General features: G+C 73.8%; 21 protein-coding genes. 15 read left to right on the forward strand and 6 right to left on the reverse strand.

The annotated features are described in order from the left end of the window. Positions 1-206 (forward strand): PspA-associated protein PspAB (gene pspAB / locus KMS84_RS27620; protein ID WP_438818990.1); only part of this gene is annotated, 206 nt, incomplete at its 5' end. Positions 207-300: 94 nt separating this feature from the next. On the opposite strand, the gene KMS84_RS27625 is transcribed toward pspAB, so the two are convergent. Both KMS84_RS27625 and KMS84_RS27630 read right to left on the reverse strand, forming a co-directional pair. Further along, on the reverse strand, positions 301-594 hold the full coding sequence (locus KMS84_RS27625) for a hypothetical protein (protein WP_256919170.1): 294 nt from the start codon (positions 592-594) through the stop codon (positions 301-303). Between the two features lie 145 nt (positions 595-739). After that, entirely contained in the window at positions 740-2,080 is a 1,341-nt protein-coding gene (locus KMS84_RS27630; protein ID WP_256919171.1) for a DUF2252 domain-containing protein, read from the reverse strand. Positions 2,081-2,393: 313 nt separating this feature from the next. On the opposite strand from KMS84_RS27630, the gene KMS84_RS27635 reads away from it, so the two are divergent. Then, positions 2,394-3,575, forward strand: coding sequence for a winged helix DNA-binding domain-containing protein (locus tag KMS84_RS27635; RefSeq protein WP_256919172.1), 1,182 nt, complete (start codon positions 2,394-2,396; stop codon positions 3,573-3,575). 127 nt (positions 3,576-3,702) lie between these two features. On the opposite strand, the gene KMS84_RS27640 is transcribed toward KMS84_RS27635, so the two are convergent. After that, the gene (locus KMS84_RS27640; protein ID WP_256919173.1) at positions 3,703-4,017 is read right to left on the reverse strand and encodes a hypothetical protein; all 315 of its coding nucleotides are present in this window, start codon (positions 4,015-4,017) and stop codon (positions 3,703-3,705) included. Between the two features lie 141 nt (positions 4,018-4,158). Here KMS84_RS27640 and KMS84_RS27645 point away from each other — a divergent pair, with 141 nt between their 5' ends. From KMS84_RS27645 to KMS84_RS27680, 8 genes are all read left to right on the forward strand, one after another. Further along, positions 4,159-4,518 carry an arsenate reductase family protein gene (locus tag KMS84_RS27645; protein WP_256919174.1) on the forward strand — a complete coding sequence of 120 codons (360 nt, stop codon included), beginning with the start codon at positions 4,159-4,161 and terminating at the stop codon, positions 4,516-4,518. 162 nt (positions 4,519-4,680) lie between these two features. Then, a complete protein-coding gene (locus KMS84_RS27650; protein WP_256919175.1) occupies positions 4,681-5,424 on the forward strand; it encodes an SCO2207 family protein in 744 nt (247 codons plus the stop codon). Between the two features lie 458 nt (positions 5,425-5,882). Beyond that, the gene (glnII, locus tag KMS84_RS27655; protein WP_256919176.1) at positions 5,883-6,914 is read left to right on the forward strand and encodes a glutamine synthetase; all 1,032 of its coding nucleotides are present in this window, start codon (positions 5,883-5,885) and stop codon (positions 6,912-6,914) included. Between the two features lie 415 nt (positions 6,915-7,329). Then, the gene (locus KMS84_RS27660; protein WP_256919177.1) at positions 7,330-7,926 is read left to right on the forward strand and encodes a winged helix-turn-helix domain-containing protein; all 597 of its coding nucleotides are present in this window, start codon (positions 7,330-7,332) and stop codon (positions 7,924-7,926) included. Positions 7,927-7,992: 66 nt separating this feature from the next. Further along, positions 7,993-9,051, forward strand: coding sequence for an NAD-dependent epimerase/dehydratase family protein (locus KMS84_RS27665; RefSeq protein WP_256919178.1), 1,059 nt, complete (start codon positions 7,993-7,995; stop codon positions 9,049-9,051). Between the two features lie 52 nt (positions 9,052-9,103). Next, a complete protein-coding gene (locus KMS84_RS27670; protein ID WP_256919179.1) occupies positions 9,104-10,384 on the forward strand; it encodes a sensor histidine kinase in 1,281 nt (426 codons plus the stop codon). Next, positions 10,369-11,025 (forward strand): LuxR C-terminal-related transcriptional regulator, encoded by a 657-nt coding sequence (locus KMS84_RS27675; RefSeq protein WP_256919180.1) that lies wholly within the window; start codon positions 10,369-10,371, stop codon positions 11,023-11,025. Before KMS84_RS27670 ends, KMS84_RS27675 begins: the two co-directional genes overlap by 16 nt. A 176-nt stretch (positions 11,026-11,201) precedes the next feature. Then, positions 11,202-12,821 (forward strand): DUF1996 domain-containing protein, encoded by a 1,620-nt coding sequence (locus KMS84_RS27680; protein ID WP_256919181.1) that lies wholly within the window; start codon positions 11,202-11,204, stop codon positions 12,819-12,821. A 108-nt stretch (positions 12,822-12,929) separates the two neighbouring features. On the opposite strand, the gene KMS84_RS27685 is transcribed toward KMS84_RS27680, so the two are convergent. Next, the gene (locus KMS84_RS27685; protein WP_256919182.1) at positions 12,930-13,379 is read right to left on the reverse strand and encodes a hypothetical protein; all 450 of its coding nucleotides are present in this window, start codon (positions 13,377-13,379) and stop codon (positions 12,930-12,932) included. Positions 13,380-13,480: 101 nt separating this feature from the next. Here KMS84_RS27685 and KMS84_RS27690 point away from each other — a divergent pair, with 101 nt between their 5' ends. The 5 genes from KMS84_RS27690 to KMS84_RS27710 all read left to right on the forward strand — a co-directional run bounded on the left by KMS84_RS27690 (position 13,481) and on the right by KMS84_RS27710 (position 18,793). After that, positions 13,481-13,984, forward strand: a complete 504-nt coding sequence (locus KMS84_RS27690) for a tetratricopeptide repeat protein (protein ID WP_256919183.1) — start codon at positions 13,481-13,483, stop codon at positions 13,982-13,984. An 81-nt stretch (positions 13,985-14,065) separates the two neighbouring features. Then, positions 14,066-15,994, forward strand: a complete 1,929-nt coding sequence (locus KMS84_RS27695; protein WP_256919184.1) for an amino acid adenylation domain-containing protein — start codon at positions 14,066-14,068, stop codon at positions 15,992-15,994. Between the two features lie 66 nt (positions 15,995-16,060). Further along, entirely contained in the window at positions 16,061-16,948 is an 888-nt protein-coding gene (locus tag KMS84_RS27700) for a metal-dependent hydrolase (protein ID WP_256919185.1), read from the forward strand. Further along, complete coding sequence (locus KMS84_RS27705; RefSeq protein WP_256919186.1) at positions 16,948-17,973, forward strand: PDR/VanB family oxidoreductase; 1,026 nt, start codon at positions 16,948-16,950, stop codon at positions 17,971-17,973. The genes KMS84_RS27700 and KMS84_RS27705 overlap by 1 nt, the downstream gene beginning before the upstream one ends. A 130-nt stretch (positions 17,974-18,103) precedes the next feature. Then, positions 18,104-18,793, forward strand: coding sequence for a TetR/AcrR family transcriptional regulator (locus tag KMS84_RS27710; RefSeq protein ID WP_256919187.1), 690 nt, complete (start codon positions 18,104-18,106; stop codon positions 18,791-18,793). Positions 18,794-18,830: 37 nt separating this feature from the next. Here the strand turns inward: KMS84_RS27710 and KMS84_RS27715 are convergent, their stop codons facing one another. Continuing rightward, positions 18,831-19,196 carry a 5-carboxymethyl-2-hydroxymuconate Delta-isomerase gene (locus KMS84_RS27715; RefSeq protein ID WP_256919188.1) on the reverse strand — a complete coding sequence of 122 codons (366 nt, stop codon included), beginning with the start codon at positions 19,194-19,196 and terminating at the stop codon, positions 18,831-18,833. A gap of 41 nt (positions 19,197-19,237) precedes the next feature. Beyond that, positions 19,238-20,899, reverse strand: a complete 1,662-nt coding sequence (locus KMS84_RS27720; RefSeq protein ID WP_256919189.1) for a fused response regulator/phosphatase — start codon at positions 20,897-20,899, stop codon at positions 19,238-19,240. Positions 20,900-20,953: the final 54 nt, after the last annotated feature.

Here is a 20,953-nt window from a genome sequence, read left to right on the forward strand (position 1 = left end):
GGGCCGGCGGGGGCGCGGGGCGGCGGCTGGGGCTCGTGTACCTGTACAAGCGCGGTTCCTTCTACCCGTTCGCGCCGCTGCCCGGACCGGGGCAACGGCGCGACAACGCACTGGAGTTGCAGGTGAAGGCCGCCCTCGCGAGCGACCTGCGGATCGAGCAGGACCTGGGCCGCTGGTTCCCGGTGTGGGGCGCCCCGGGCCTGTAGGGCGCCGCCGGGCACGACGCTCCCCGAGGACGCGCCGTGCCCGGCGGACCGGTTCCGCACGGTTCCTGACCTTCCCGGACGGTTCCGGCCCGGCTCATCCGCCGCGCTCACGCTCCTGGCGGCGGGCCTCCAGCGGGCGCTCGCGGCGGTAGCGACGCTCCCACCTGGCCTGCGTGTCACGGCGCTCGCGGTAGGCCTTGTACGAGGTCGGCGCGGGCGCGGCGCTCGGGGCGGCTCCGGCGGAGGGCGACGACGGCGTAGACGTCGACGTCGCGAGCCCGTAGCGGACGTACAGGAAGAGGACGGCGACGGCGGCGAGCCAGTACAGCGGGTTCCCGAACCCCAGGACCACCAGGACGACGGCCCCGGAGAGAACGACGGTGCCCATGGCGTGCCTCCTTCCTGGGCAGGCGCGATGGTGACTGAGCGTGGCGACAGGGACGCTGCCGCCTCCCCAGCGTAGGGAAACCGTCACTCACCGTGCATCCGGTTTTCCGGGCGGCCGTCCGCCACGCCCGGCCCCGGCACGGGCGTCAGATCCCCGGGGCGGCCGTCACCACGCCTGCCGCGATCGCCCGGCCCAGGGCCGCGTGGTCGGCGGCGGTCTGGGCCGCGTAGGCCAGGGCGAACTCGGCGACGGCGTGCTCGAAGGTGTCGGCGCCGCCCAGGTAGCCCGCGATGGCCAGGCGGTCGCCGGACCGCGCGTGGGCGCGGGCGAGGGCGATCCCGCACAGGCGGGCGTACGCCAGGAGCTCGCCCGGGGTCATCCCGGCGACGTCGGCGCAGCCCAGCGTGTCGCGCAGCTGACGCCAGTAGTAGGCGCGCCCCTGCGGCCCGGTCATCCAGCCCAGGAAGACGTCGCAGGAGGCCTGTAGCAGCCGCTGCCCGGCGACGACCCTGCGTCCCGGGTGCACGAAGGGGCCGGGGGGCAGATGCGCCTCCAGGACGGACGCGCGGGCCTCCTTGATCTGGAGGAAGAGCAGGTCCTCGGCGTCGCGCCCGGCCAGCAGCACGACGAAGCACCGGGTGCCGACGCTGCCGACGCCGACGGCCTTGCGGGCCGTGTCGACGAAGCGGTAGCGGTCCAGCAGCAGGCGGCGCTCGTCGGTGAGGGTGGACCGGTAGTCGCTGAAGATCTTGCGGAGGGCGGCGCTGTCGGAGGCTCCGGCGGGTTCGAGCAGCGGCGGGTCGTGGACGATCCGGCGGCGGCCGTCGACGACCTCGGTGAGCCTGCCGAGCGGCTGGAGGCTGGTCCGGCGGCGGGCGCGGGTGAGGCTGGCGTCGGCCCGTCCGCGCTGCCGGGCGGAGCGCACGAGGGGCAGCAGGCGCTCGGTGTCGATGCGCTCGTGCCAGACGGCGAGTTCGCCCAGCCGGGCCAGCCGCCGCATGGCGTGGCGGTAGGCGGCCACGGCCTCCAGGGCGGCCCGGTGCACCCGGGTCTCGGGGTGGCCGTTCTCGCGGGCGGCCACGGCGACGGAGGCGGCGAGCCGTTTGACGTCCCACTCGAAGGGGCCGCGGAACGTCTCGTCGAAGTCGTTGAGGTCGAACACCGGGGTCCGCTCCGGGGACGCGTACACCCCGAAGTTCAACAGGTGGGCGTCGCCGCACAGTTGCACGGCGAGGCCGGTGTGCGGCTGCGACGCCAGGTCGGCGGCCATGACGGCGGCCGCGCCGCGCAGGAAGGCGAAGGGCGAGGCGGCCATCCTGCCGTGGCGCACGGGCAGCAGTTCGGGCAGCCGGTCGCGGCCCTGCCGTTCCAGCACGGCGACGGGGTCCGCCCGGTCGACGGACGCGAGCCAGGAGGCGTGCGCGGACCTGGGGACGCGCCTGCGCGCCGCCTTGCCCCGCCTCGCCCGCTCGGCGGGGGTGGTCATCCGCGTCGCCTTCGCACCACGTCCGCCTCCCGTCCGAGAACCGTCGCCCGGGCTCCTGTTCGCAGTGAAGGCCGCGGCGGACGTCCGCGCACCCCGGATACGCCGAACGGGGGATCCGCCGGGGCCGCTCCCGGTCCCCCTGCGTCTGATGGCCGTCGGCCTCCCGGGCGGGACGGCGTCACCGGCGGCGGGGGCGGTTGTCAGTGGTGTCGGGCAGGATGCGGGCAGGGACACAAGAGGGACGACGAGACGTCGGGCCCGCCGGGAAGCGGGGCGGCCGGACGTGACGGGGCACGGGCGGGCGGAGGCCGGGATGGGCGAAAGACAGCGGTACATCGACGTGGCGGAGCGGCGGGCCAGGCTGGCCCTGCGCCATCGGCTCGCCCCCGAGGCGCGGGCCGCGACGCCCGAGGCGGTGGCCGACGCGCTCGTGGCCCTGCACGGCACCGACCCGGCGGCGGTCTACCTGGCGGTCGGCGCCCGCCTCGCCGACGTGTCCGCGACCGTGCCGGAGACGGACCGGGCGCTGTACACGGACCGCAGCCTCGTGCGGATGCACGGGATGCGGCACACGGTCTTCGTGTTCCCGACGGAGTCGACGGCCGTCGTGCACGCCTCGACCGGCCTCGCGGTGGCCGCCCGCGAACGGGCCTCGCTGGTGAAGGACATGGCGAAGGCCGGGGCCCCGGACGCGGTCTGGCTGAAGGAGGTCGAGGAGTCGGCGCTGGCCGCCCTGGCCCGGCTCGGGCAGGCCACGGCCGCCGAACTGGCCCGCGAGGAGCCGCGGCTGCGGGAGCAGTTCGTGTACGCGGCCGGGAAGTCCTACGAGGGCGTCCACACGGTGGTGACCCGGCTGCTGAGGGTGCTCGGCGTGGAGGGCAAGGTGGTCAGAGGACGTCCGCTGGGCTCGTGGACCTCCAGCCAGTTCCGGTGGGCCCTCGCGCCCCGCCACCCCGAACTCCCGCCGGAACAGGCCCAGTCGGAGCTGCTGCGGCGCTGGCTGACGGTGTGCGGCCCCGCCACGGAGGCCGACCTGAAGTGGTGGACCGGGTGGCGGGTGACGGACGTGCGGCGGGCGCTGACGGCGATCGGGGCCCGGACGGTGACGCTCGACGAGGGGCCGGGACACGTCGTCGACGGCGACGTGGATCCCGCGCCCGCCCCCGAGGGCCCGTGGGCGGCCCTGCTGCCGGCCCTGGATCCCACGGCGATGGGCTGGCAGGGCCGCGACTGGTATCTGGCGCCCGGGCTGCGTCCGGCGTTGTTCGACTACAGCGGCAACGTGGGACCGACCGTGTGGTGGGACGGCCGGGTGGTGGGCGGTTGGGCCCAGCGCGCCGACGGGGAGATCGTGTGGCGGGCGCTGGAGGAGGGCCTGGGCCGCGAGGCGGAGGCGGCGATCGAGGCGGAGGCGGAGCGGCTGGGCTCGTGGCTGGGCGCGGCCCGGGTGACGCCGAGGTTCCGGACGCCGCTGGAGAAGGAGTTGGCGCGCTGAGACCGCGCACCGCAGTGCCGGGCGCCGTCCTCGGGACGGCGCCCGGCATCCGGCTCGACGGCGCGCGGGGTGGCCGGTTCAGCGGGTCAACGGCCCGCCGGGCCCGACGACCCGGCCGCGCGACGACTCACCGGCTGTAGCGCATCAGCGCCCGCACCATGTGGCACGTCGTGTCCGACGGCGGGTGGACGCCGATCAGTTGCGCCGTGCTGCGGATCTTCTCGTTGCGGGCCTGGTTCGGCATGTAGACGCCGAGATCGAGCAGTGCGATGGCCAGACGCATCGCCTTGAGGCGACGGTTGTGCGTGACGTACCACTCGCGGGGCCGGCCGGGCGGCAGCGGCCGCTTCCCGACGGGTACGCAGGGCAGGTCGAGCGGCACGGAACGCTTCGCGGTGGACTGGGTCGCGGACGGCTTCGGCTTCAGTGCGGCAGCGGGCACAGGCATCCTCCTGTCGCGGTCAGGGCCCGACCCGGCACCTCCGGCGGACCCTCGAACACTGCTTCTATTCTACTGTCCCCCACTGACAAAAGCCCCTGATCACATGGGCTTTGAGGCGGCTTCCGGGCTACCGTGGCGGGCATGGAGATCTGGATCAACCCCGCCTGTTCCAAGTGCCGCAGCGCCCTCACCCTCCTCGACGCCGAGGGCGCCGAGTACACCGTCCGCCGCTACCTGGAGGACGTGCCGAGCGAGGCCGAGATCGCGGAGGTGCTCGACCGTCTCGGCCTGGAGCCGTGGGACATCGCCCGCACCACGGAGGCGGCCGCCGGGGAACTCGGCCTGAAGGAGTGGGCGCGTGACGCCGGCACGCGCGATCGCTGGATCGCCGCGCTGGCCGCACACCCGAAGCTCATCCAGCGCCCGATCATCACCGCGGACGACGGCACCGCACTCGTGGCCCGCACCGACGAGGCCGTCCGGGACGCCCTGTCCCGATGAGCCCGGCCCGGCTCCGACCGGCCCGCCCCCGACCGCCCTCCGCACACCGGAGGACGAGCTTGTGACGCACGTCACCCGCAAACACTCCGGCGACAACTGAGCAGCCTCGTTCGGTATCTCGTACATAGCGGCGTACGCTCCCCTATCTCTCAGGAGGCGCGCATGTCGCGCAGGAGAACTGTCGGCACGAAGAAGAAGGTCGCGCTGCTCGTCAGCGCGGCGGCGGTCGCGGGCGCCGGGGCCTTCGTCATGGCGAACACCTCGAACGCCGCCCAGACACCGCAGAGCGCGACGCCGCTGTCGGCCGCGAACTCGACGGTCTGTCAGGGACTCGCCACCGCGCTCGGCAACAACCAGAAGTTCATCGACGGCCAGCGGGCCGCTCCGGACGCGCAGTCCGAGGCCCGGATCGCCAACCGCGAGGCCGTCATCGCGCAGATCAAGGTCCAGCAGAAGGCGTCCGGGTGCGCCGTCGGGGAGTCGGCTCAGGACTCCCAGACGGGCGGCTCCCAGGCCGGCGGGGCGCAGCCGGGCGGGGCGCAGCCGGCCCAGCCGTCGCAGGCGGCCTCGGCCCCCGCGGGGAACGCCGGAGGCGCCGGGAACAACGCGGGCGCGGGGAACGGCGGCGCCGCGGGAAACGGCGGTGCCGCCGCCTCGGGCCGGCAGGTCTGCAACGGTTCGACGGTGACCCTGTCCGGCGAGGCCGGTGCGCCGGCCGCGTCGAGCAACCAGTTCCCCGCCGGAACCAAGCTGAGGGTCACCAACCTGGACAACAACAAGTCCACGACCGTCGAGGTGACCTCCGTCTCCGGCAGCTGCGCCCTGCTCAACAACGCGGCCTTCGAACAGGTCCGTGAGCCCGGCAAGTTCCTCATCCGCCGGGCCCTGATCGAGAAGGTGGGGTGACGCCCGGCCGCCCAGGCGCCCGGTGAGCCGACCGGGCCGACCGCCCGCGTCCCCGGGCAGCCCGGGCAGCCCGGGCCGCCGGCTCGTACGCGAGGCGGCCTTCCCCTCCCGGGAGCGGCCGGGGGCGCGGCGCGGTCCTGCCGTTCGCGGCCACGAGCGGCAGGACCGGCGCCCCCGGTCCACGCGGGGCACCGGCTCGCGGGCGCGGACCGGCCGCCGGCCTTCCGGGGGGAGGCCGGCGGCCGCCTCCCGCGCTCGCAGGCGGTCGGGACGCGGCCGAGGCGGACCGGCGCTCGGGTGAGGGGGGCCACACCACCGCCAGGTAACACGGGGTTCACATTCGAGCAATGACCGGGAAATCGCCTGTTGACAAGCTTCCGGGCGAACCGGCGGCGCCCCAGTGCCGCAGCGCCGCAGCACCCGCACGTGCGTGAGACACACCCCGAAGGAAGTGGCCCGTGACCTTCAAGGCTGAGTACATCTGGATCGACGGCACCCAGCCGACGGCGAAGCTCCGTTCCAAGACGAAGATCATCGGGGGCGCTCCCGCCGGTCTCGACGCGCTGCCGATCTGGGGCTTCGACGGGTCCTCCACGAACCAGGCCGAGGGCCACGCCTCGGACCGCGTCCTCAAGCCGGTCTTCACCTGCCCGGACCCGATCCGGGGCGGCGACGACATCCTCGTCCTGTGCGAGGTCCTCGACATCGACATGACGCCGCACGAGTCCAACACCCGTGCCGCGCTCGCCGAGGTCTCCGAGCGGTTCGCCGCCCAGGAGCCGATCTTCGGCATCGAGCAGGAGTACACGTTCTTCCAGGACGGCTACCCGCTCGGCTTCCCCAAGGGCGGCTTCCCCGCCCCGCAGGGCGGCTACTACTGCGGTGTGGGCGCGGACGAGATCTTCGGCCGTGAGGTCGTCGAGGCGCACCTCGACAACTGCCTCGCCGCCGGTCTCGGCATCTCCGGCATCAACGCCGAGGTCATGCCCGGCCAGTGGGAGTTCCAGGTCGGTCCGCTCGCCCCGCTGGAGGTCTCCGACCAGCTGTGGGTGGCCCGCTGGCTGCTCTACCGCACCGCCGAGGACTTCGGCGTCTCGGCCACCCTCGACCCCAAGCCGGTCAAGGGCGACTGGAACGGCGCCGGCGCGCACACCAACTTCTCCACCAAGGCGATGCGCGAGGGCTACGACGCCATCATCACCGCGTGCGAGTCGCTCGGCGAGGGCTCCAAGCCGCTCGACCACGTCAAGAACTACGGCGCCGGCATCGACGACCGTCTGACCGGTCTGCACGAGACGGCCCCGTGGAACGAGTACTCCTACGGCGTCTCCGACCGCGGCGCCTCGGTCCGCATCCCGTGGCAGGTCGAGAAGGACGGCAAGGGCTACATCGAGGACCGCCGCCCGAACGCCAACGTCGACCCGTACCTGGTGACCCGGCTGATCGTGGACACCTGCTGCTCGGCGCTGGAGAAGGCCGCCCAGGTCTGATCCCCCACACCTCGCGCAAGGGGCGCCCGCCGACTCGGCGGGCGCCCCTTGCCGTTGGGCCACGGACCGGAGCACACGGGGACGGCACGCGGCCGGGGCCGACTTCGCGCCGAGGACGCGTCCACGCTGTGAGAGGAGACTCCTGCAACGGGCCGGCGTCTGCTTCAATGGGGTCATGGCCAGCTTCCAGAGGAACACCGCGACGGGTCGCCACGACCTCGAGCCCTTCTGGCCCTCTCGTCAGCACCACGACTTCGACCGGGTGTGTTGCCGCGCGACGAACGCGCCGGCCCTCTAAAGCCGTACACCCCGGCCTTCGGCCAGCGCGCACGACGTACGTCCACGACGAGCCCGACCACGTGTCGCGGCCGTCGTCCTCCCCGACGAACTCCTCGCGCGAAAGAGCTGACCTCTCATGGCGACCACCCGTTCTCTGTCCTCCGCTCCTTCCCTCACCACCACCACCGCCGCGAACGGCGCCCCCCGTCACCGGCTGCGGGCCGTGGACCGGGACGAGGTGGTCGACGTCGCGGACTTCCTGCCGCCGGGCGCGACCTGGCTGCCCGCTCCCCAGCACACCCTGCCCGCGCTGCCGGGACAGCCGCCGATGGTCGGCTACCTGGTGCTCGTCCCGGCCGACCAGCAGCCGCCGTTCCTGCCCGTGGCGGTGCCGGAGCGCCCCGCGGCCGAGGAGGCCGGGCCCGCCGAGGACACGGGCCGCCCGCTCGTGCGGATCGACCCCGTGCAGCGCACCGCCGAGGTGGACGGGCGACGACTCGACCTCACCTACCTGGAGTTCGAACTGCTCGCCCACCTCGTGGCGCACCCGCACCGGGTGCACACCCGCGACCAGCTCGTCACCACGGTGTGGGGCTACGGCCACGTGGGCGACGGGCGCACGGTCGACGTCCACGTCGCCCGGCTGCGCCGCAAGCTGGGCGCCGAGCACCGTCGGTCCATCCAGACGGTGCGCCGCGTCGGCTACAAGTACACGCCGCCGACGGCCCGCTGAGGCGTTCCCTCTGCCGACGGCAGAGGACGGTTCCGTTCCGGGTGCGGACCGGGCACAGTCACCGGCATGAGACTTCTGGTGCTGGGCGGAACGGAGTTCGCGGGACGGGCCGTCGTGGAGGCGGCCCTCGGACGCGGCTGGGACGTGACGGTCTTCAACCGGGGGCGGCAGCCGCCCGCCCCCGGCGTCCGGTCGCTGACGGGCGACCGGACCGCGCCCGGCGGCCTCGCCGCGCTGGCCTCCCCCGGCGAGGGCGACTGGGACGCCGTCGTCGACACCTGGTCGGGGGCGCCGCGCGCGGTGCACGAGGCGGCGCGGCTGCTGCGGGGCCGCGCGGCCCGGTATGTGTACGTGTCGAGCTGCTCGGTGTACACCTGGGCCCCGCCCGCCGGGTACGCCGAGGACGCGGCGCTCGTCGAGGGCGCCGAACCCGGCGCCGGGCAGAGCGACTACGCCCGGGACAAGCGCGGCGGCGAGCTGGCCGTCCTCGACGCCTTCGGCGAGCGGGACAGCGTTCTCGTACGGGCGGGGCTGATCCTCGGCCCGTACGAGAACGTCGGCCGACTGCCCTGGTGGCTGACCCGGATCGCGCGCGGCGGCCCGGTCCTCGCGCCCGGCCCGCACGATCTGCCCCTCCAGTACGTCGACGTCCGCGACCTCGCCGCGTGGGTCCTGGGCGCGGTCGAGCGGGAGGTGAGCGGGCCGTACAACCTGATGAGCCCGCAGGGCCACGCGACGATGGGCGAGTTGCTGGAGGCCTGCGTGCGCGCCACCGGCTCGGACGCCGAACTGCGCTGGACCGCGCCGGAGACCGTCCTCGACGCGGGCATCGAGCCGTGGACCGAGCTGCCCGTGTGGGTGCCGCCGGGCACCGACATGCACGACGCCCTGCACGCGGCCGACGTCTCGCGGGCGGTGGACGCGGGGCTGGTCTGCCGGCCGGTCGGGGAGACCGTCGCCGACACCTGGCGGTGGCTGACGTCGATCGGCGGCGTCGCCCCCCAGCGCCCGGACCGTCCCCGCAAGGGCCTGGACCCCGAGGTCGAGGCGAAGGTCCTCGCGGATGCCGCCGCACGGGAAGCCCTCGGCGTCCGGCCGCAGGGTGTACCTGGCACCACCTCCTGACCGGGGCCCTCGGCCCCGTGACCGGCGACCGGGGGTCCGCGAGACTGACGCCATGAACGCCAACACGCAAAGCGGCAGCACGGGCACCCGGGCGCGGGCGGCGGCGCTGGCCGCCGGCCGGGGCTTCTTCCTGGCTCTGGTGTGCCTGCCCGAGGCCATCCTGTGCTACACGGTCACCGTCGTCTCGATCGCTCTCGTCCCGGTCGTGGGCATCGGGCTGATCACCACGCCGTGGGCGCTCACCTGGGTACGGTCCTTCGCCGACCGGCGACGGGCCCTGGCGGCGAAGTGGTGCGGGATACGCATCCCCTCGGCCTACCGGCCGGTGCCGCCGGACGCCAGGCCGTGGGCGCGCACGGCCGTGATGCTCCGGGACCCGGCGACCTGGCGTGATCTGCGCTGGCTCCTGGTCGACATGACGGCCGGGTACCTCACCGCGCTGCTGCCGGCCGCGCTGGCCCTGTACGCGGTGGAGGGGTTCGCGCTGGCGGCGGGCCTGTGGCGGGTGTACCGGGACGCGACCGGCGACACCTACTGGTACGGCTTCGTGCCGGTGAACGGCCAGGCGTCGGCCTTCGGCGCGGCGGCCCTGGCCTGCGTGCTCGCCGTCGTCGGCTACACGTACAACCCGCGGCTGCTGATGAACCACTTCCGCCTCACCCGGGCCGTGCTCTCCCCCAGTCAGGCCGAACTCGCCGAGCGTGTACGGGTGTTGACGGAGACCCGGCGGGACGCCGTGGACACCTCGGCCGCCGAGCTGCGGCGCATCGAGCGGGACCTGCACGACGGCGCCCAGGCCCGGCTGGTGGCGATGGGCATGGACCTCGGCACCGTCGAGATGCTCGTCGACAAGAACCCGGAGAAGGCCAAGGAACTGCTGGCGCAGGCCCGTCGTTCCTCCGCCGAGGCGCTCTCGGAGCTGCGCGACCTGGTGCGCGGCATCCATCCGCCGGTGCTGGCGGAGCGTGGACTGGGCGACGCGGTGCGGGCGCTGGCGCTGCGGCTGCCGATCGCGACGGAGGTCGAGGTGGAGCTGCCGGGCCGGGCGGAGGCGCCGGTGGAGTCGGCCGCCTACTTCGCGGTGAGCGAGGCGCTCACCAACGCGGTCAAGCACTCCGGCGCCGACCGGATCTGGGTCGACCTGCGGCATGCGGACGGGAGTCTGCGCATCTCCGTCACGGACAACGGCCGCGGCGGCGCGGCGATCGGGGCGGGCTCGGGGCTGGCCGGGCTCGAACGGCGGCTCGGTACATTCGACGGTGTCCTGGCCGTCGGCTCGCCCGCCGGCGGTCCCACCATGGTGACCATGGAGATCCCTTGCGTGTTGTCCTAGCCGAAGACCTCTTCCTGCTGCGCGACGGACTCGTCCGGCTGCTGGAGGCCTACGACTTCGAGATCGCCGCCGCGGTCGAGACCGGACCCGAACTGGAGCGGGCCCTCGCCGAACTGGAGCCGGACGTCGCCGTGGTCGACGTCCGGCTCCCGCCCACGCACACGGACGAGGGCCTCCAGTGCGCGCTCGAGGCCCGCCGCAGGAGACCGGGACTGCCGGTGCTCGTGCTCTCCCAGCACGTCGAGCAGCTGTACGCGCGCGAGCTGCTCGCCGACGGCAGCGGCGGGGTCGGCTATCTGCTGAAGGACCGGGTGTTCGACGCGGAGCAGTTCGTGGACGCGGTGCGGCGGGTCGCGGCCGGCGGGACGGCGATGGACCCGCAGGTGATCCAGCAGCTGCTGGCGCGCCGGGCGAACGACGGCCGCGGGCCGGTGGACCGGCTCACCCCACGCGAACGGGAGGTTCTGGAGCTGATGGCGCAGGGCCGGTCGAACGGGGCGATCGCGGGCGCTCTGGTGGTCACCGAGCGGGCCGTCGCCAAACACACCGCGAACATTTTCGTGAAGCTGGGCCTGGAGGTCTCGGACGACGACAACCGCAGGGTGCTGGCGGTCCTGGCCTATCTGGACCGTGATCACTGATCGGTCAACTGGGGCGCGGTGTGAGGGTTTTGGGGTTGTTTTGTCGCGCGGGGCTCTCATGAATTTCTGAGCGGGCTGAACACCTGCGAGGCGTGATGCGTAAGGGAGGAAGCAGCTTCAGCTTCACTCCTGTCGGGCGCCTCGATGCTGCCCCGCAAGGAAGTCAGAGGAGTTCCATGGGACGCAACATACGTAAACGCCGTTCGTCGATGGCCACGAAGGCCGTGGCAGCATCGGCGGCCCTAGCGCTCGGCGGGGGCGGGCTGATCTGGGCGAACTTCTACGCTTCGGCGCACGAGCCGAACGGCTCGGGCCAGAACGAGACCAAGGCCGCCAACGCGGCCGTGCAGGTCGCCACCATCTCCTGCCCGGATGTGGGGCAGAAGCTGACCAACGTCCCCAACGGGGCGAAGCAGGGCGTCGCGACCGAGCTGGCCAACCTCGACAAGCAGATCACCGAGGCCTACGCCCGGCTCGCCTCCACGCGCCAGGCGCAGGCCAACGACCCGGGCTTCGTCCAGAACGCCATCGTCGGTCCCCTCAAGGAGAAGCGGGGCGCGACGATCGACCGGATCCGGATCAACATCCAGCGTTCGGGCGGGCAGTTCGACAACTCGCTGAGCCAGCTGGCGGCCTGCACCACGCAGGCGGCGAACAACACGAACGCCGGCCAGCAGAACGGCGGTCAGCAGCAGGGCGGCCAGCAGCAGGGCGGCCAGCAGCAGGGCGGCGGTCAGCAGCAGGGCGGCCAGCAGCAGAACGGTGGCCAGCAGCAGGGCGGCCAGCAGCAGGGCGGCGGTCAGCAGCAGGGCGGCCAGCAGAACGGCGGCCAGCAGCAGGGCGGCAACGGCGGACAGGGCGGCAACGGCCCGGTCGCCGCGGACTTCGTGGACATCACCAAGGTCCAGGGCAACGCCCAGCTCGGTGTGGGCCAGAACGGCCTCCCCGCGAACGGCAACAGCGGTTCGCGCGGCACCTTCACCTCGAACTGCGGCACCAACGCCAACAAGAACCACAACACCGACAACGTGATCGTGGCTCCCGGTGTCAGCAACGGCGCCCACCACCTGCACGACTACGTCGGCAACCAGAACAACAACGCGTTCGCGAGCGACCAGAAGCTGGCCGCCGCGGGCACGAGCTGCCAGAACCAGGGCGACAAGTCCTCCTACTTCTGGCCGGTGCTGCGCGTCCAGAACGGCACGCAGGACTTCGACCAGAACCGGGACGGCGGTGGCAAGGAAGGCAACGTCGGCAAGATCCTGAAGCCCGTCCAGGCGCAGATCAAGTTCGTCGGCAACAAGCGGGGCAACGTCGTCGCGATGCCCAAGGCGCTGCGCATCATCACCGGCGACGCCAAGGCCTTCGTCAACGGCAACGCCAACGCCAACGTGAACTGGAGCTGCACCGGCTTCGAGAACAAGGTGCAGCTGGAGACGCAGTACCCGATCTGCCCGCAGGGCAGCCAGGTGGTGCGGACGACGAACTTCCAGAGCTGCTGGGACGGCAAGAACATCGACTCCGCCAACCACCGCACGCACGTGGCGTTCGTCCAGGGCGACGGCACCTGCGCCAACGGCTTCAAGGCGATCCCCCAGCTCCAGGTCCGGCTGGTCTACAACGTCCCGGCCCCGAAGCTGCAGAACGGCAAGGTCGTCAACGCCTACGCGGTGGACACCTTCCCGGAGAACCTGCACAAGCCGATCACCGACCACAACGACTTCATCAACTTCTTCTCGAACAACCTGATGAACAAGATGGTCAACTGCATCAACACCGGCAAGAAGTGCCAGTGACCCGCTGACGGTCGGGCTGCGCACGCCGACCGGAAGGAAGCCGGCGGTGAGGATTTCCTCACCGCCGGCTTCTTCGTGTGCCGGGGCCGTCCGAGGACGGCGGGCTCTTCAGTGACCGGAGTGCTCAGCGCCTTCCGAGGCGTCGTGCGAGGCGTGCGCGGAGTGGTCCGTGCCCTCCTCGATGTCCCCGCCGAGCGTCTTGCGCAAGGACGTCACGGTGCTCGTCTTCTCGCCCACGGCCACCCACTTGCGGCCGACGAGGTAGTGGCCGCCGTAGTCCTTCGCCCCGTTGATCCACTCGCGCTGGCCGCGGTCGGTGGCGAACGTCAGCAGGATGAAGTTGCCGGCGGCGTTCTTGCAGAGCGCCTGGCGCAGTTCGTCGGCGTCGGTCTGCATGTCGGGCGTGCACTTCACCTCGGCGGCGAGGTGCTCCAGACTGCCGGTCGCGGCCTGCGGGACGGACACCTCGGCCTTGCCGGAGCCGCCGGAGGAGCACCCCGCCAGCAGGAGCGCCGCCGCGGCGGCCCCCGCCGCGAGCATCGGTCGGGTCATCTTCATCTGTTCCTCCAAGCGAGAGCCTCGCCCTGGATACGGCTCCCGCGCGCGGTGCGCTCAAAATACCGGTGCCGGGCGGCGCGGGCGCATGCGAGAGTGGGCCGGTGAACGACGACTGGGAAGATCGCGTGACCGCCGCCTGGGCCTCCCTCGACGACTACCCGCAGGAGAGGGCGGCGGACTTCCGGGCCGTGATCGACGCGCTCGTCGCCGAGCTGCCCGACGGCAGCCCGCTGGGCCTCTTCGAGCGGGCCTGCGCGTGGGACTCCACCGGCCACTCCGACCGGGCGGCCCCGCTCTACCGGGAGGCCCTCGCCCACGGCCTGAGCGAGGTCAGCGGCTACAAGGGCAGGCGCGCCAAGATCCAGCTGTCCAGCTCGCTGCGCAACATCGGCCGCGCTCAGGAGGGCGTCGAGCTGCTGACCCCGGAACTGACCGCCCCGTCCGACGAGTTGGACGACGCCGTACGCGCCACGCTGGCCCTGTGCCTGTCGAGCCTGGGCCGCGACCGCGAGGGTCTGTCCCTGGTGCTCGGCGCGCTGGCCCCTCATCTGCCGCGCTACCAGCGGTCCATGGCGAACTACGCACGCGCGCTCGTGACCGGCTGAGGGCCGCCCCGCGAGCCGGGCAGTGCGGCGGGGACCGGCCCGCGGCGGTGACCATCGCCCGCCTCGCTCGTTCTGCTGGGCGTGCAGTCACAGGATGTCGCCCCACGCCCCGCAGCCGGATCCACCGCCGACCGGAGTGTCGACGTCGAGCAGGCCGAGGCCGCGCTCGTCGAGCACTACCCCCGTCTGGTCCGGCTGGCCTATCTCGTGCTGCCGCCCGGCCTCGGCCGCGGCCGCCGCGTCCTGACCGCGCACGCCCTCGTCCAGCGCGCCCTGCCCCGCGGCCGGGCCGGCGCCCCCGTCATCCCGGCGCAGTCCGCCGGCCGTGACGGCGACCCCGGGTACGCCTACGTCCGCCTCCAGGTGGTCCGCACGGCGCTGGAGGCGGGGACCCCGCTGACCCTGCGCTCCTGGCCGAGGCGGGCGCAGTTGCCGCCACTGTTCCCCCAGGTGTGGGGGCTGCGCCTGTTCCCCCGCCCGGGCGGCGCCGACGAACTCGCCCTCGACCAGCGGCTCGCCGCCCTGTCGGGCCCGGCGCGGGCCGCCTACGTCCTGCGCGGCCTGGAGCGGCTGCCCGACGGCGACGTGCGCGAGGCCCTCGCCGAGGCCGGCGTCGAGAAGGTGGAGGCCGCGCTGCGCGAGGCGGCCGGGGTCCCGGCCGCCCCGTACGCGCTGCTCGCCGAGTCCGGCGAGTTCGACCCCTGCGCCCTTCAGGCCCGGCCCACCGATCTGATGCGTCGCCGCCGGCACACCAGGGCCGCGCTCGCCGCGGCGGCCGCGCTCGCGGTGTGCGGCGCGCTGGTGGCGCTCCCCGGCGACGGCTGGGGGCCGGACGGCGCGGCCGCCCCGGCGTACGCGCAGAACCCGGCCGCCGAGGCCGCCCTCGACCCCGGACGGCTGGTGCGGATTTCCCCAGCCGTCTGGAAGACCTCCGCCCGCACCGACTTCTCGGTGTGGCCCGCGCGCGGCGCACTGACTCGTGACACCTCGCTGCTGCGCCGCGCGCTCGCCGTCTGGGCCCGCCCCGGGGAGACCGTCCAGGTGTCCGCGACCCCGGAGACGCCCGCCGGCGGTCCCGCCGGTCCGCCGCAGCTGCTCTACGCGGGCGAGGTGGCCAACGCGCGGGTGGTGATCCTGTACGACGGGCTGCGCATCGCGCGCTACGCGGAGCCCAAGGACGGCACGGCCGGGGCGGCCCTGGACTTCGCCCGGGTCGACGGCGCGACCGGCGCGGAGGCGGCCGCACTGGTCCTCGACCGGGCCGACGGCAACGTCCGCTACCTCACGGCCCCCTGGGTGACCGGGGCCGCCGAGCGGGACCTGTCCAAGCCGGGCGCCGGGGCGATGCGGCTGACGCTGACCGACGGGATCACCTCGCCGCTGGCCAGCCCGGCCGCCCGGACCGCCGCGTGCACGACGTGGAACGTGCTCGAGCTGACGGACGCCTCGGGCGGTCATCTGCTCAGCGACCTCGGCGAGCTCGTGCCGGCCCGGCTCACCTCGGGGCGCCCGACCGCGCCCCGGGACGCGACGGGCGCGCAGGCGCTGCGCACATGGGCGCCGTTCGCGTGCTCGCTGGCCGACGCGCGGGCGCAGGGCGTGCGGACGGTCAACGCGTGGGCCTACGCGCGTCAGCCGCTGCCCGACGGGAGCGGTTCGGCGTCCTGGGTGTGCACGCGGGCCGAGACCTGGCGGGGGGACGGCAACCGGGTGCTCGCCCAGTTCCACACGCCGGGCGGCCTGTTCGGGGCGGCGGTGGCGAAGGCGGGTGACGTGCCGGCGTGCGGTCCGCGCGATCCGCACGTGCTGGCCGGGGTGCTGTGGAAGTCCAAGGGCGGCCACTGGTACCTCCTCGCGGCCGGCGACAAGGACACGACGCGCGTGCGCGCGACGGGCGGGGTGCGCGGCTCGGGGCAGGGCAACCTGCTGACGCTGGCGGCGCAGCAGGGTGCGCGGGCCGGCCTGGAGGGCGAGTCGGTGGACGGACGGACGATCAGCGGTCTGCACTGACGGCTCGTCCGCCCGACTTCGCGCACAGGGGTTCACCCACGGCCTACCCGTCAGTACATTGACGTCATGTCTAACAAGGCCGACCGGGCGCCCCTCGAGGCCCGCAAGGTGTCCTTCTCCTGGGAGGACACCCCGCTGCACTGGGTGCCCGGGGACCCCTTCACCACGCACACCGTGAACGTGCTGCACCTGCTACTCCCCGCGGGCGAGCGGTGGTTCGTGCACGTCTACCGGCAGGTGCTGCCCCTCGTGCGGGACGAGCGGCTGCGCGAGGACGTCATCGGGTTCATCGGGCAGGAGGCGATGCACTCCCAGGCCCACGACGAGGTGCTGCCGCATCTGCGGGAGCAGGGGCTCGACCCGACGCCGTACACCGCGCAGGTCGACTGGTTCTTCGAGAAGCTGCTCGGGGACCGCACCCTGCCGCCGGGGCGGGCCCGGCGCTGGTGGCTGATGGAGCGGGTGGCGCTGATCGCGGCCATCGAGCACTACACCGCCTTCCTCGGCGACTGGGTGCTCAACGCCGGGGAGCTGGACCGCCGGGGCGCCGACCCCACCATGCTGGACCTGCTGCGCTGGCACGGCGCGGAGGAGGTCGAGCACCGGTCCGTCGCCTTCGACCTCTTCCAGCACGTGGACGGCGGCTACCGGCGCCGGGTGCGGACGTGGGCGACGGCGTTCGCGACGATGGTGTTCCTGTGGCAGCGCGGGGTCCGCTTCTTCATGGCGAACGACCCCACCCTGGTCGACGGCCGCGGCTCCCTCCGGGACTTCTACGTCCGCGGGCGGCGGGGCACGCTGCCCGCGACCGGTGATCTGCTGAGGTCGGTCCCGCGGTATCTGAGCCGGGCGTACCACCCCTCGCAGGAGGGGTGCACCGAGCAGGCGCTCGCCTATCTCGCCTCCTCCCCCGCCGCGCTGGCCGCGCTCGCCGCACAGGAGGAGGCCCGCTGATGCCGAAGCCGACGTCGCTGGTGGCGGTCGCGGGCGCCGCACTGCTGGTGCGGCGGGCACTGCGCCGCCGGATCGGGGACTCGCCGCTGTGGCCGATGCCCGCCCTGGAACAGCCGGTCTCCGGGCGGCCCCGGTCGCGGACGCTGCGGCTGCGGGTGGCCGCGCGCGAGACGGTCGCCGACGGCGTCGTCCGGCTGCGCCTGGAGGGGACCGGGCTGCCGCGCTGGGAGCCGGGGGCTCATCTGGACCTGGTGCTGCCGTCCGGGCGGGTGCGGCAGTACTCGCTGTGCGGGGACCCGCGCGACGCCGCCTCGTACACGGTCGCCACGCGGCTCGTGCCGGACGGCCGGGGCGGCTCGCGCGAGCTGCACGAGCGGGTGCGCGAGGGGACACGGATCGAGGTGCGCGGGCCGCGCAACCGGTTCCCGCTCGTGGCGGCGCCCTCCTACCTCTTCGTCGCCGGGGGCATCGGCATCACGCCGATCCTGCCCATGCTGCGGTCCCTGCCCGAGGATGTCGCGTGGCGGCTGGTGTACGCCGGCCGCAGCAGGGCGTCGATGCCGTTCCTCGAGGAGCTGGCGGTCTTCGGGCCGGACCGGGTGAGCGTGGTGGAGGGGCGGCCGGATCTCGACGCGGCCCTGGCCGGCATGCCCGAGGAGAGCGCGGTGTACTGCTGCGGCCCCGAGGGGCTGATGGCCGCGGTGCGCGCACGGGCGCCGCGGGTGCGGCTGGAGCCGTTCGCCGCCCGCGCGGCCGGTGAAGGGGCGCCCTTCGAGGTCGAACTGCGGCGCAGCGGACGGACGTTGACGGTGCCCGCCGGCTCGACCCTGCTGGCCGCCGTGCGCGCCGCGCTGCCGGACACGGCCTACTCGTGCGAACAGGGCTTCTGCGGGACCTGCCGGCAGCGGGTGCTGTCCGGCGAGGTGGAGCACCGCGACGAGCTGCTCACCGACGCCGAGCGCGGCGACTCGATGCTGATCTGCGTCTCGCGCGCACGGGAGGGGCGGCTCGTGCTGGACATGTGAGCGCCGGGCCGAAGAGACCCGGACGATCGCGGCGGATCACGGCGGATCACGGCGGATCGGGGCGGATCGGGGAGAACACCTGGAACGGTCCCGTCCGTTCGCGTCCGGATTCGATCGGTAAGGTGTGCGCATGACTACCGGGGTTCGTCGCAGAATGGGAGTCGAGGAGCGTCGGCAGCAGTTGATCGGCGTCGCCCTCGAACTGTTCGCCCAGCGTTCGCCGGACGAGGTCTCGATCGACGAGATAGCCGCGGCCGCGGGCATCTCACGCCCCCTCGTCTACCACTACTTCCCCGGCAAACTCAGCCTGTACGAGGCCGCGTTGAAGCGGGCGTCGGAGGATCTGGCGAGCCGGTTCACCGAGCCGCACGAGGGGCCGCTGGGCGCCCGGCTGCTGCGCGTGATGCACCGGTTCTTCGACTTCGTGGACGCCCACGGGCCCGGTTTCTCCGCCCTGATGCGCGGCGGCCCGGCGGTGGGCTCGTCGACCACCAACGCGCTCGTGGACTCCGTCCGCCAGATCGCCTACGAGCAGATCCTGTCGCACCTGGGCGTCACCGACCCGCCGCCGCGGCTGGAACTGGTCGTCCGCTCCTGGATCTCGCTCTCCGAGTCGACCGCGTTGATCTGGCTGGACGGGCGGCGCATCCCGCGCGAGGAGCTGGAGAGGCAGCTCGTGCACGACTTCGCGGCGCTGACCGCCGTCGGCGCGGCCTACGACGACGAGCTGCGCACGCTGCTGCGGCCCGTGCTGGGCGGCGAGCCGGCGGACGGCCCCTTCGGCGACCTGGCCACCCGGCTGATCGCCCTCGCGTCCTGAGCGCCCTCGCGCCCGAGCGCCGTGGCGTACTGGGCGCTCAGGCCTCGAACTTGCGGTAGGACGGGTCGAGGTCGCGCACTTCGGCGGACACGTGCAGGCTCACGCCGTCGACCGGCGTGATGTGCTTGCGCAGCAGCTCCAGGGCGGACTCGGTGAGCCGGGCCTTGGTCTCCTCGGTCCGGCCGGCCAGCAGCGCGATCGTGAGGTTGACGATCGCCGGTCCCCCGTCGCCGTCCGCCGCGACGGCCCCGACCACGTCGGTCTCGGTGCGCAGGACCCGCGTCTTGCACGCCTCCAGCCGGGCGGCCGCCGTCTCCACGACGACCGGGTGCAGGTCGAGCGCGAACGCGCGCCAGTCGACGTGGTCGAGTCCGGAGGACACTTCGACGGTGATCTGCGGCATGGGCACTCCTGTTCCGGGTCAACTGGGCCCACCCTAAGACCTCAGGAGAGGTCCTCGTGCGTCAGCCGCAGGGCCAGCATCGCGACGTCGTCCTCGGGGTCGCCGCCGAAACAGCTCAGGAGCGTGTCGCACAGGGCGTCCAGGCCCGGCATGGCGCCGGTGGCCGCCGCGCGCAACTGCTCCATCGACACCGCGAGGTCGGTGCCCCGGGTCTCGATCAGTCCGTCGGTGATCATCAGGAGCCGGTCGGCGGGCTCCAGGAACAGCTCGGTGGGCGGCGGATGGGGCAGCCCCACGCCGAGCAGCGGGCCGGCCGCCTTCACGTAGTCGGCGCTGCGGCCGTCCCGCACGATGAGCGGCGGGATGTGGCCCGCGTTGGCGACGCGGGCGCGGCCGGTGGCCGGGTCGAGCAGGACCAGGCAGACGGTCGCGGTGACCCCCGGGTGGTAGAGCCGCAGCATCCGGTCGAGGCGCTCGGCGAGGACGGCCGGGTCGCTCTCGTCGACGCAGTAGGCCCGCAGCGCGTGACGGATCTCGACCATCACGGTGGCCGCCTCCAGCGAGTGCCCGACGACGTCGCCGACGGCGGTCAGCACCCCGTCCCCGGCGCGCAGGGCGGCATAGAAGTCGCCGCCGATCTCGGTCTCGTGGGACGCGGGCACGTACCGCACGACGACGTCGACGCCGGGCAGCTCGGGCAGCCGGTGCGGCTGGGGCAGGAAGCTGTGCTGAAGGGTGAGGGCCACGTGCCGCTCGGCCCAGTACATCAGCAGCGGCTCGGCGGCGAGCGCGGTGGCCTGGGCGAGCCGGGCGAGCAGGGACTCGCGTTCGGGCTCCACCCGGCGCACCCCGCGGGTCGGGGTGGCCAGGCAGACCGCGCCCCGGCCGTCCTGGGTGGGTATGAGGACGAGACGGGCGTCGTGCTGCATGCCCGGGCGGAAGAACCCGGCCGGCCACAACGGCGCGGACGCCGTGGTGATCCGCACCCCCGCCTGCCCGTGGGTGAGCCGCCGCAGCAGTGTGACCACGGCCCGGTGGGCGTCCGCGTCCGGCAACGCGAGCGAGGTGCGGCTGCGGGGCGCGCCGCGGTACAGCTCGTCGTCCGGTCCGAGGACGAAGACGGCGGCGGGGGCGCCGGTGAGCCGCGCCGCGCCCTCGGCCGCCGCGTCGACGAGTTCCTGGGGGGAGCGGGCCGACTGGATGGCCACGATCGCCTCGGACAGCACGGTCAGCCGCCGTGCCGCCGCCTGGTCGTCGGCCCGCAGCCGCGCGGCGCGCACCGCCGCGCGGACCACCGCGTCGATCTCCCCGGGCGAGGCGGGCAGCGTCAGACGGGCCTCGCCGCCCGCGTCCGGCCCCTCGCCCGGGCCGCCGGGGTCGTCCGGGTCCTCCCGGTCGCCCGGGTCCTCCCGGGCCGTCGAGAAGTGCACCACGGGCACCCCGGCCATGTGCGGCCTGGCCTTGAGCCGGCGGCGCAGTTCGAAGCCGCTCATGTCCGGCAGGTGCACGTCGACGAGGGCGATGTCGGGCAGTCCGCCCTTGCGCAGTCTCACGTCCAGTTCGACGAGCGCCTCGTGGCCGGTGCCCACCGCGACGACCTGGTGGCCGGCGCGGCGCAGCACGGTTCCCAGAGCGAACCGGCCCGCGGCCGTGTGGTCCACGACGAGCACCGTCGTGTCTGTCCGTCTGCCGTCGACGCTCATCAAGTCAGCCTCGGACTCGCCGGTGGAGCAGGCCGGGTTCGAGACCTGCTCCAC

The sequence above is a fragment of the Streptomyces hilarionis genome, from assembly GCF_024539675.1.
GTDB classification, from domain to species: Bacteria; Actinomycetota; Actinomycetes; order Streptomycetales; family Streptomycetaceae; genus Streptomyces; species Streptomyces hilarionis.

What these genes read in the sequence shown, in the direction of transcription:
- KMS84_RS27625 (WP_256919170.1), bottom strand. Translation starts at nt 594, where the DNA reads ATGGGCACCGTCGTTCTCTCCGGGGCCGTCGTCCTGGTGGTCCTGGGG.
- KMS84_RS27630 (WP_256919171.1), bottom strand. Translation starts at nt 2,080, where the DNA reads ATGACCACCCCCGCCGAGCGGGCGAGGCGGGGCAAGGCGGCGCGCAGG.
- KMS84_RS27635 (WP_256919172.1), top strand. Translation starts at nt 2,394, where the DNA reads ATGGGCGAAAGACAGCGGTACATCGACGTGGCGGAGCGGCGGGCCAGG.
- KMS84_RS27645 (WP_256919174.1), top strand. Translation starts at nt 4,159, where the DNA reads ATGGAGATCTGGATCAACCCCGCCTGTTCCAAGTGCCGCAGCGCCCTC.
- KMS84_RS27650 (WP_256919175.1), top strand. Translation starts at nt 4,681, where the DNA reads ATGTCGCGCAGGAGAACTGTCGGCACGAAGAAGAAGGTCGCGCTGCTC.
- KMS84_RS27660 (WP_256919177.1), top strand. Translation starts at nt 7,330, where the DNA reads ATGGCGACCACCCGTTCTCTGTCCTCCGCTCCTTCCCTCACCACCACC.
- KMS84_RS27665 (WP_256919178.1), top strand. Translation starts at nt 7,993, where the DNA reads ATGAGACTTCTGGTGCTGGGCGGAACGGAGTTCGCGGGACGGGCCGTC.
- KMS84_RS27670 (WP_256919179.1), top strand. Translation starts at nt 9,104, where the DNA reads ATGAACGCCAACACGCAAAGCGGCAGCACGGGCACCCGGGCGCGGGCG.
- KMS84_RS27680 (WP_256919181.1), top strand. Translation starts at nt 11,202, where the DNA reads ATGGGACGCAACATACGTAAACGCCGTTCGTCGATGGCCACGAAGGCC.
- KMS84_RS27685 (WP_256919182.1), bottom strand. Translation starts at nt 13,379, where the DNA reads ATGAAGATGACCCGACCGATGCTCGCGGCGGGGGCCGCCGCGGCGGCG.
- KMS84_RS27700 (WP_256919185.1), top strand. Translation starts at nt 16,061, where the DNA reads ATGTCTAACAAGGCCGACCGGGCGCCCCTCGAGGCCCGCAAGGTGTCC.
- KMS84_RS27705 (WP_256919186.1), top strand. Translation starts at nt 16,948, where the DNA reads ATGCCGAAGCCGACGTCGCTGGTGGCGGTCGCGGGCGCCGCACTGCTG.
- KMS84_RS27710 (WP_256919187.1), top strand. Translation starts at nt 18,104, where the DNA reads ATGACTACCGGGGTTCGTCGCAGAATGGGAGTCGAGGAGCGTCGGCAG.
- KMS84_RS27715 (WP_256919188.1), bottom strand. Translation starts at nt 19,196, where the DNA reads ATGCCGCAGATCACCGTCGAAGTGTCCTCCGGACTCGACCACGTCGAC.
- KMS84_RS27720 (WP_256919189.1), bottom strand. Translation starts at nt 20,899, where the DNA reads ATGAGCGTCGACGGCAGACGGACAGACACGACGGTGCTCGTCGTGGAC.